Origin of the sequence: Candidatus Nitrosotalea sp. FS (genome assembly GCF_011319475.1) — an archaeon.
Classification (GTDB): Archaea; Thermoproteota; Nitrososphaeria; order Nitrososphaerales; family Nitrosopumilaceae; genus Nitrosotalea.
In genome coordinates this window covers 1-719 of record NZ_RCMC01000180.1, presented here as the reverse complement: position 1 = coordinate 719, position 719 = coordinate 1, and the positions used below count along the sequence as shown (strand labels likewise).

The following is a 719-nucleotide window of genomic DNA, read 5'->3' as shown; positions in this document are numbered from 1 at the left end:
AGGGTGTCCAGTTTGTAGGAGAGTCTACTGATTCTATACTGTCTGGCTTTGAAGATTCTGTAAAAGAAGGTCCTCTTGCAAGAGAACAGGTAAGAGGTTGCAAGTTTACATTCCATCATTTCGTTCCACACGAGGATCCAGCTCACAGAGGCTTGTCCCAGTTGGGACCTGCCGCAAGAAGAGCTTGTACTGGTGTAATGCTTTTGTCTAGTCCTGTTTTGCTTGAACCAACACTTGGAATCGAGGTACGTGTACCACAAGAAATGATTGGAAACGTTGCCGGTGTAATTTCTGGAAAAAGAGGTAAGGTGCTAAACATGGAACAAAAAGGGGTCATACATATAATATCCGGTGAACTTCCAGCATCTGAAACATTTGACTTGTCTGAAATCATGAGAGGCCAGACTGCAGGACGTGCCATGTGGAACACCCACTTTAAGGCATGGACTCCGGTACCAAACTCTATCTTGACCAAAGTGATTGCTGACATCCGAAAGAGAAAGGGATTGTCACCAGAAGTGCCAACTCCAGACGAGTACGTCGACAGCGAGTAAAAATGGTTNAAATGGTTTACACCACTTCATGTGTAAAAACATGCTATATGTGTCGTAAACTTCTAAAACAATAAAAACAGAAAGATCCTGTGAGGCTTCAAATTTTATTTTTTCTTGTTCCATCTGTGATATTGATCGGATTTGGGTATTGGATTTTAGGAAATG

At 42.2% G+C, this 719-nt stretch carries 1 pseudogene; it reads left to right on the top strand.

Annotation, left to right across the window (positions count from 1 at the left end):
* Positions 1-554, top strand: a pseudogene (locus tag DYY66_RS06560) (elongation factor EF-2); the annotation flags it as partial.
* Between the last annotated feature and the right edge of the window lie 165 nt (positions 555-719).